This is a genomic window from Candidatus Allofournierella excrementigallinarum (assembly GCF_944388085.1).
Lineage (GTDB): Bacteria > Bacillota > Clostridia > Oscillospirales > Ruminococcaceae > Allofournierella_A > Allofournierella_A excrementigallinarum.
On record NZ_CALXHK010000014.1, the window covers coordinates 38,225 to 46,058 of the forward strand.

Below are 7,834 nucleotides of genomic sequence, written 5' to 3' on the forward strand. Positions count from 1 at the left end.
ATGAAAAATTCTTCCATCAAGACCGTGGTCGCGGTGGGCATCGGCGCCGCCCTGTTCTTTGTGCTGGGCCGTTTCGTGGCCATCCCCAGCGGCATCCCCAACACCAACATCAGCCTGCAGTACGCCATCCTGGGCATGCTGGCCGCCCTGTACGGCCCTGTGGCCGGCGGCCTCATCGGCTTCATCGGCCACACCCTGATCGACCTGTCCTGGGGCGGCAGCCCCTGGTGGAGCTGGGTCATCGCCTCCACCCTGGTGGGCGTGATCGCGGGCCTGGTGGCCAAGAAGCTGGCCCTCAGCGAAGGCGATTTCGGCAAGAGCAAGTTCGTTCTGTTCGCCGTGACCAACGTGGTGGCCAACGCCGTCGCCTGGCTGCTGGTGGCCCCCGGCCTGGATATCCTCATCTACGCCGAGCCTGTTGGCAAGACGTTCTCCCAGGGCGCCTTCGCCGCCATCGCCAACAGCCTGACCGCCGTCATCGTGGGCGGCCTGCTGGTGGCTGCTTTCTGCAAGACCATCGCCAAGAAGGGCTCGCTGGACAAGGAGTGAGTTCCTTTTTCCGGCGCTTCGCCCGTCGGAACGCTTGTGCGGCAAGCCGTTCCGGTGCGTTTTGCATCGGGGGCAGGGCAGCGCCCTGCCCCCGTTTCCTTTGATTTTTGAACTGCGAGGAGCGCTGCTTTATGGAACCCATCATTTCCTTCCGGGATTTCACCTTCCAATACCGCGCCCAGGCCCGGCCCACCCTCTATAACATCGACCTGGACATCTATCCCGGCGAAAAGATTTTGATCGCCGGGCCCTCCGGCTCGGGCAAATCCACCCTGGCCAGCTGCATCAACGGGCTCATCCCCTTCAGCTACCCCGGCGAATCCTCCGGCACTTTGACGGTGGACGGCAAGCAGGCCAGGAAGGAGAGCATCTTTGCGCTGTCCAAATCGGTGGGCACGGTGCTGCAGGACCCGGACGGCCAGTTCATCGGCCTGACGGTGGCCGAGGACATCGCCTTCGCGCTGGAAAACGACTGCGTGCCCCAAAAGGAGATGCACGCCGCCGTGGCCCGCGCCGCCAAACTGGTGGACGTGGACCGTCACCTGGGCCGTGCGCCCCACGAGCTCTCCGGCGGGCAGAAGCAGCGGGTGAGCCTTGCGGGCGTGATGGTGGACGCGGTGAAGATCCTGCTGTTCGACGAGCCGCTGGCAAACCTTGACCCGGCGGCGGGCAAGCAGACCATCGAGCTCATCGACCGCATCCAGAAGGAGACCGGCACCACCGTGCTCATCATCGAGCACCGGCTGGAGGACGTGCTCTGGCGCAGCGTGGACCGCATCGTGCTGATGGACGAGGGCCGCATCGCCGCCGACCTGCGGCCGGACGAATTGCTCTGCTCGCCGCTGCTCACCGAGGCGGGCATCCGGGAGCCCCTCTACCTCACGGCGCTGAAATACGCCGGCGTGGCCCTTTCGCCGGACAAAAAGCCCGCCCACCCCGACACGCTGGAGCTCACCGGGGCCGACAGGGACGCGGTGCGCGCCTGGTACCACGCGGCCCCCGCCGCCGCCCCCGCCCCCCGGCAGCCGGTGCTGCTGGAGGTGAAGGACCTGCGCTTTGGCTACACCAAGGGCCGCGACACCCTGCAGGACATCTCCTTCGCCGTGCGAAAAGGGGAGATGGTGAGCATCGTGGGCCGCAACGGCGCGGGCAAATCCACCCTTTCCAAACTCATCTGCGGGTTTGAGGCCCCCGGCTCCGGCTCCATTTTGCTGGACGGGCGGGACATCACCGGCGACACCATCCGCCAGCGGGCGGGCCGCATCGGCTACGTGATGCAGAACCCCAATCAGATGATCTCCAAGACCATGATCTTCGACGAGGTGGCCCTGGGCCTTGTGCAGAGCGGCCTTGGCCCCGACGAGGTGCGGGCAAAGGTGGAGGACACCCTGAAGATCTGCGGGCTCTACCCCTTCCGCAACTGGCCGGTGAGCGCTTTGAGCTTCGGCCAGAAAAAGCGGGTGACCATCGCCAGCGTGCTGGCCCTTGGCCCGGACGTCATCATCCTGGACGAGCCCACCGCCGGGCAGGACTTCCGCCACTACACCGAGATCATGGAGTTCCTGCGGGGGCTGAACCGGCAGGGGGTGACGGTGCTGATGATCACCCACGACATGCACCTGATGCTGGAATACACCCCCCGCGCGCTGGTGTTCAGCGACGGGCGGCTCATCGCCGACCGCTCCGCCGCCGAGGTCCTCTGCGACCCGGCGCTCATCGAGCAGGCGGCGCTGAAGGAGACCAGCCTGTTCACCCTGGCGAACCGCTGCGGCATCGCGCCGCCGGAAGCCTTCGTCCAGCGGTTCATCGACTTTGACCGGGAGGTGCGCGAGCATGGCTGCTAACACCGTTTTGAATTATCTGCCCCGCAAGAGCTTCGTGCACTCGCTCACCGGCACCACCAAGCTGGCGTTTTTCCTGCTGTTCACCTTCGCCAGCATGATCACCTACGACACCCGGGTGCTCATCGGCCTGATGGTGGTGAGCTTCGCCGCCTTCAAGGCCAGCCGCATCAAGCTGCGGGAAGTGCGCTTCATGCTGGTGTTCATGCTGGTGTTCCTGATTTTGAACAACGTGTTCATCTATCTGTTCAGCCCCGAGCAGGGCGTGGAGATCTATGGCACCCGCCACGTCATCGCCACCCTGTTCTGGCGCTACACCATCACCTGGGAGCAGCTGTTCTACACTTTGAACATCTCGCTGAAATACTTTGTGGCGCTGCCGGTGGCCATTCTGTTCATCTCCGCCACCGACCCCAGCGAGTTTGCCGCCAGCCTCAACTCCATCGGCGTTTCCTACCGGGTGGGCTATTCGGTGGCCATCGCCCTGCGCTACATCCCCGACATCCAGCGGGACTACCACAGCATCAGCCAGGCCCAGCAGGCCCGCGGCGTGGAGCTGGGCAGCGGGGAAAAGCTGAGCGCCCGGCTGAAAAACTCGGTGAACATCCTTCTGCCCCTCATCCTCTCCAGCCTGGCCCGCATCGACACCATCAGCAACGCCATGGAGCTGCGGGGCTTCGGCAAAAACAAAAAGCGCACCTGGTACGTGCAGCGGCCCTTCTCCCGGGGCGACTGGCTGGCGCTGGCCCTGGGCGTGGCCCTGCTGGCCGCCAGCCTCGTCATCACCTTCTGGGACGGCGACCGGTTCTTCAACCCTTTCATCTGACAACGTGCGGCAAAAGCGACAGGCGCCGCGGCCCCAAAAGGGCCGCGGCGCCTGTCGCTTTGTCTCACAGTTCCAGCCGCTCCAGCACGGCCTGCCACAGCCGGGTGAAGAACTCCTTTGTCCGGGGATATTCGGTGAAGGTCATCTCACCGCCTACGCCCTTCAAAAGGTCCAGCGTGGCCTTGCGGCCAATGCGGCCCTCGCACAGGCGCAGCAGCCGCAGGTCCTGCAAGGCGGCCTTGTGGGCCTCGCCCCGCAGCGAGCCCCAGGCGGCGCCGTCGGGGGCGGGGTAGACCAGGAAGGCGTCCCCCGAGGGGAAAGCCTCGCCCGCGTCGGTCACCCGGAAAGGGTCGACGGGGCGCACCGAGCGCTGGGCATTGTAGAAGTTGAAGCCCCAGTGCAAAAACCCCTCCAAATCGTACTGATAGAGCAGCGCGCCCATAATGCGGCAGCGGGCGCTGGGCATGGCCATGAAGCGGTTGGGCACCGCCAGCGCCTGCACCGTGCAGTAATAGGTCCACAGGTGCTGCACTCCGTGGTCCGCAAAGGTCTGGATGTGGTCGTTGCAGACCACCGGCTTTTCCACAATGCCCTGGCGGTAGATGTCGTAGCTGCTGAGGGCGTCGATGACGTGGCAGCCCGCCAGAAGGCCAGCCACCGTGGCCTTGGCGGCGGCGTAGGTCTCCTTTTCCTGGTCGTGGGGCTCGTCGGAGATGTGGAACCACACATGGTCCAGCCCCACAAGGCCGTCCAGCTCCGCCTTCAGCGCGGGCAAAAAGGCCCGCAAAAAGCCGGTGTACTCGCCGCCCACCGCCGGGGTGTGCCAGCCGAAGCGCTTTTCCAGCCCCCGGGGCGTCTGCACCATCACCTTGGGGGCGAACTCCGCCCCCCATTGGGTGAACAGGTGGGCCACCTCGATCTCGGTGATGCCGTGGCGGCGGGCCATGCCCACCCAACGGCGCAGCTTATCAAAGCCAAAGCTCCACCGGCCATCCTCAAACGCCACGTCCACCAGCTGCACGGTGGTGCGCTCGCCGCCCTTCGCGGTGTCCAGCGGCGGGGTGAACACCGGGGTGAGCAGCATGTTGATGCCGTGGTCGGCGGCGCTGGCCATGAAATTGTCCAGGATGCGCCAGTGCTCCTCGCTGAACACCGGCACATGATAATAGTCCGCCAGGCAGTCGGCGTGGAACCACTGGGTCTGGAGCAGGGTCTGGGGCGGCAGGGCCGTGTCCAGCACCTCCACCCCGAAGGCAAACTCCGCCAGCTCCTCGCCCTCCGGGCCCAGCACCTCCAGCCGCAGGTCCGCCGGGCCGGGGGCAAGGCGCGCCGCGTCCAGCGAGAACCACAGGCTGCGCCACTGGGCGGGCACCGCCTTGAAGGATTCCTCCCAGCCCGCCGGGCGCAGCAGGTCCGGCAGCAGGCCGGGGCGGGTGGTGAGGTAGCCCTCGTCCCAGGTGCCGTGGCAGGGGTAATCGCAGGGCACCAGCTCCACCCGGAAAAGGCTCAGTGCCGCCCTGGCAGAGCCCCTGCACCGCAAAGAAAACAGCGTGGAGGTCTCGCCGAAGTCATCGTTCTGGCAGGTGTAGGCCAGCTGGAAGGCCCAGCGCTGGTTTTTCAGCAGCCGGGGCGCGCCGGGGCTGGCGGCTTCGGGCCGCCGGTCCGGCAGCACCTTTTCCAGACTGTCGGTGAGGAAAAATTCATAGCTTGTCATAGAAAAACTCCCATCGATGCCAAAACAGGGGAGGCGGGACACGCCCGCCTCCCCCGGTTCAGGGTCAGGTTTATTCCACAGGGTTGTTCTCCAGGAAGGTGAGGGCCTGGGTGTGGAAGGCCTCCTGCAGCGCATTGATGCCGGCGGCTTCCAGTTTGGTCTTCAGCTTCGCCACATCGCCCTCCGGGTCGTCGGTGAAGCCCAGCTGCAGCAGCTTGTAATCGGAGTTGTAAATTTCGCTCACGGCGGCCACTTCGTTCTTCACGGCGGAGTCGTCGAACACGAAGGTCAGATAACGGCCGCTGCGGGCGGTGGCCTTCCAGTTCTCGGTCAGCTCCTCGGCGTTGGGGATGCCGCCCTCAACGGTGCGCCAGAACTTGTCGTTGCGCACGCCCCAGTTGCAGTTGCTGTCGTAGGCGTAGTTGGTGCTGTCGGGCAGGGACTTCAGGCCATGCTCGCCAACGGCCTCCCAGTGCACGCCTTCGATGCCGTAGCAGAACAGGTTGTGGCAGATCTCGTCGTTGCGCAGGTAGTCCAGAGCCATCAGAGCGCGCTCGGGGTTCTTGGACTTGGAGAAGATGCTCATGCCGTTGGCAAGGTAGGACTGGATGGTGGCGGGGGCGCCGTTCATGGCGTCAAACACGCGCACGTCCCACTCGGGATGCTCGGCCTGCAGGGTAGCGTAGAGGCTCTTGGCGGTGTTGATGTTCATCACGGCCAGAGCGGACTTGCCGGCCTGGAAGCTCTCGGTGTTGTTCTGGGTGTTGACCACCGCGTTGCGGCTCCAGAAGCCGCGGTCGCGCCAATCCTTCACCTTGTTCAGGGTGGTCATGAAGATGTCGGTGTCCAGCGTGGTCATCACGTTGGCTTCGGGGTCGTTCGAGCTCACGCAGTTGAGGAGGTTGGTGGGAGGGAGCACGGCGTAGCGGGCGTCGCCCTTGGCGTTGGACTCCACGTTCCAGAAGAGGTCGAACACGAACTGACGGTCATAGTCGGAGCCCACGTCCAGGGGGATCATGGAAGGCTCGTTGTCCACGATGGCCTGCATGTACTCTTCGGCGCCGTCAAAGGTGTCCAGAGATTCGATGCCGTATTTGTCCATCAGATCGCCGCGGGCCATCCAGACGTAGGCGGTGAGCTCCTGATAGTTCATGGGCAGCATGTAGACCTTGCCGTCCACCTTGGCCTGCTCCCAGGCTTCGGGGTACATGGTCTCGGCGGTCATGGGGGCGTAGGTCTGGAGCGCTTCGGGGGTGATCTCCCAGAAGCCCTGCTTGGTGGCCTGGGCGTTGTAGAAGCACCAGTCGGCGGTGAAGATCATATCCCAGTCCTCGCCGGAAGCGAAGATCAGCGGGTATTTCTGTTCATACTCGCTCCAGCTCATGAACTTCACATCGATGGTGGCGTTGATCTCTTCCTTCAGGCGCTCGTTGATCTTCTCGAACACCAGGTCGTTGTCCACCGGGCGGTCGCCGATGAGGTACATGGTGAGGGTGACTTCCTCGGAGATGTCCGGGCCGGCGGCGGGCTCGGAGCCGGACGTGCTGGCGGGGGTCGCCGCGGAGCCGGAAGTGCCCGTGCCGCCGCAGCCTGCGAAGGCGGTCAGCACCAGCGCCAGGGCCAGAACGAGGGCCAGCAGTTTCGCTGATTTTTTCATGGTTGTTCCTCCTTATAAGTAAATTATACACTGCCGCGCGCCGATGTGCGCGGCTTCTTACCGTCAGCCTTTCACGGCGCCGATGGTGACGCCCTTGACGAAATACTTCTGCAGGAAGGGGTAGAGCAGGATGATGGGGCCGGTGGCCACCACCGTCATGGCCAGCTTCATGGGCTCGCTGGGCACCTCGCTCATGGGCAGGCCGCTGCGGGCGGCCGCCTGGGCGATGGCCTGGGCCTTGGTGAGGATGTTGTTCAGGTAGTACTGCAACGGATACAGATCGCTGCGCCCTTCGTCCAGAAACAGCATGGCGTCGTACCAGTCGTTCCAGTAGTTGAGGGCAATGAACAGGCCCACCGTGGCAAGGCCGGCCTTGCACAGCGGCATGGCCACCCGCAGATAGATGGTGAAGTCGCCCGCGCCGTCCAGCCGGGCGGATTCATACAGCGCCTCGGGAATGCCCGCCATGTAGCTTTTCAGGATGAGCAGGTAGGTCACATTGATGAGGATGGGCAGGATCAGGGCGATGACGCTGTTGTGGAAGTGCAGGTACTTGGTGTTGAAGATGTACCAGGGCACAAGGCCGCCGCCGAAGATGGAGGTGAAGTAGAAGAAGAAAGACATCTGGTAGCGGTAGCGGAAGGTGCTGCTGGCCAGAACGTAGGCCGCCATGCTGGTGAACAAAAGGCCCAGGAAGGTGCCGGTGGCGGTGACGAAGATGGTCACGCCGTAGGCCCGCAGCAAGTCGCCCGGAATTTTGAACAGGGTCTGGTAGGCGTCCAGCGAGAAGGTCTCGGGGATGAGCCGGTAGCCGTGGGTGAGGATGGAGGCCTGGTCGGAGAAGGAGCCGCTGATCACCAGCCAGAAGGGCAGCAGGCAGAAGAGAGAGAGCACCGTCAGGACGGCCACCGAGAGCACGTCAAAGGCAACGCGGTCCCGCCCCACGGGCTTTTTGCCGGTTTTGGTCTTGCTTGCCATGAGGCCGCCTCCTTTCAGAACAGCGCGTAGTCGGGCTCCACCTTTTTCACCAGCTTGTTGGCCAAAAGCACCAAGAGGAAGGAGAAGGTGGACTGATACAGGCCCGCGGCGCTGGTCATGCCGAACTCCTGCAATTGCAGCAGCGAGCGGGTGACGTAGGTGTCGATGACGTCGGTGACATCCAGCACCATGGGGTTGTTGCCGGTGACCTGCCAGAACATCTGGAAGTCGCCCTTCATGATGGTGCCGATGGCCAGCAGGAACAGGAT

The 7,834-nt window shown here is 64.1% G+C and carries 6 protein-coding genes and 1 pseudogene; 3 read left to right on the forward strand and 4 right to left on the reverse strand.

Annotated elements, in window-relative coordinates:
• From ACH2AT_RS04275 to ACH2AT_RS04285, 3 genes are all read left to right on the forward strand, one after another.
• Positions 1-549 (forward strand): ECF-type riboflavin transporter substrate-binding protein, encoded by a 549-nt coding sequence (locus ACH2AT_RS04275; protein WP_394963945.1) that lies wholly within the window; start codon positions 1-3, stop codon positions 547-549.
• Positions 550-680: 131 nt separating this feature from the next.
• Positions 681-2,393, forward strand: coding sequence for an ABC transporter ATP-binding protein (locus ACH2AT_RS04280; RefSeq protein WP_394963947.1), 1,713 nt, complete (start codon positions 681-683; stop codon positions 2,391-2,393).
• Positions 2,383-3,216, forward strand: a complete 834-nt coding sequence (locus tag ACH2AT_RS04285; RefSeq protein WP_394963949.1) for an energy-coupling factor transporter transmembrane component T family protein — start codon at positions 2,383-2,385, stop codon at positions 3,214-3,216. Before ACH2AT_RS04280 ends, ACH2AT_RS04285 begins: the two co-directional genes overlap by 11 nt.
• 64 nt (positions 3,217-3,280) lie before the next feature.
• On the opposite strand, the gene ACH2AT_RS04290 is transcribed toward ACH2AT_RS04285, so the two are convergent.
• From ACH2AT_RS04290 to ACH2AT_RS04305, 4 genes and pseudogenes are all read right to left on the reverse strand, one after another.
• Positions 3,281-4,930, reverse strand: coding sequence for a DUF4091 domain-containing protein (locus tag ACH2AT_RS04290; RefSeq protein WP_394963951.1), 1,650 nt, complete (start codon positions 4,928-4,930; stop codon positions 3,281-3,283).
• Positions 4,931-5,000: 70 nt separating this feature from the next.
• On the reverse strand, positions 5,001-6,587 hold the full coding sequence (locus ACH2AT_RS04295; RefSeq protein ID WP_394963953.1) for an ABC transporter substrate-binding protein: 1,587 nt from the start codon (positions 6,585-6,587) through the stop codon (positions 5,001-5,003).
• Positions 6,588-6,650: 63 nt separating this feature from the next.
• Positions 6,651-7,565, reverse strand: a complete 915-nt coding sequence (locus ACH2AT_RS04300; RefSeq protein ID WP_394963955.1) for a carbohydrate ABC transporter permease — start codon at positions 7,563-7,565, stop codon at positions 6,651-6,653.
• A gap of 14 nt (positions 7,566-7,579) precedes the next feature.
• A pseudogene (locus tag ACH2AT_RS04305) lies at positions 7,580-7,834 on the reverse strand (sugar ABC transporter permease); the annotation flags it as partial.

What these genes read in the sequence shown, in the direction of transcription:
- ACH2AT_RS04275 (WP_394963945.1), top strand. Translation starts at nt 1, where the DNA reads ATGAAAAATTCTTCCATCAAGACCGTGGTCGCGGTGGGCATCGGCGCC.
- ACH2AT_RS04280 (WP_394963947.1), top strand. Translation starts at nt 681, where the DNA reads ATGGAACCCATCATTTCCTTCCGGGATTTCACCTTCCAATACCGCGCC.
- ACH2AT_RS04285 (WP_394963949.1), top strand. Translation starts at nt 2,383, where the DNA reads ATGGCTGCTAACACCGTTTTGAATTATCTGCCCCGCAAGAGCTTCGTG.
- ACH2AT_RS04290 (WP_394963951.1), bottom strand. Translation starts at nt 4,930, where the DNA reads ATGACAAGCTATGAATTTTTCCTCACCGACAGTCTGGAAAAGGTGCTG.
- ACH2AT_RS04295 (WP_394963953.1), bottom strand. Translation starts at nt 6,587, where the DNA reads ATGAAAAAATCAGCGAAACTGCTGGCCCTCGTTCTGGCCCTGGCGCTG.
- ACH2AT_RS04300 (WP_394963955.1), bottom strand. Translation starts at nt 7,565, where the DNA reads ATGGCAAGCAAGACCAAAACCGGCAAAAAGCCCGTGGGGCGGGACCGC.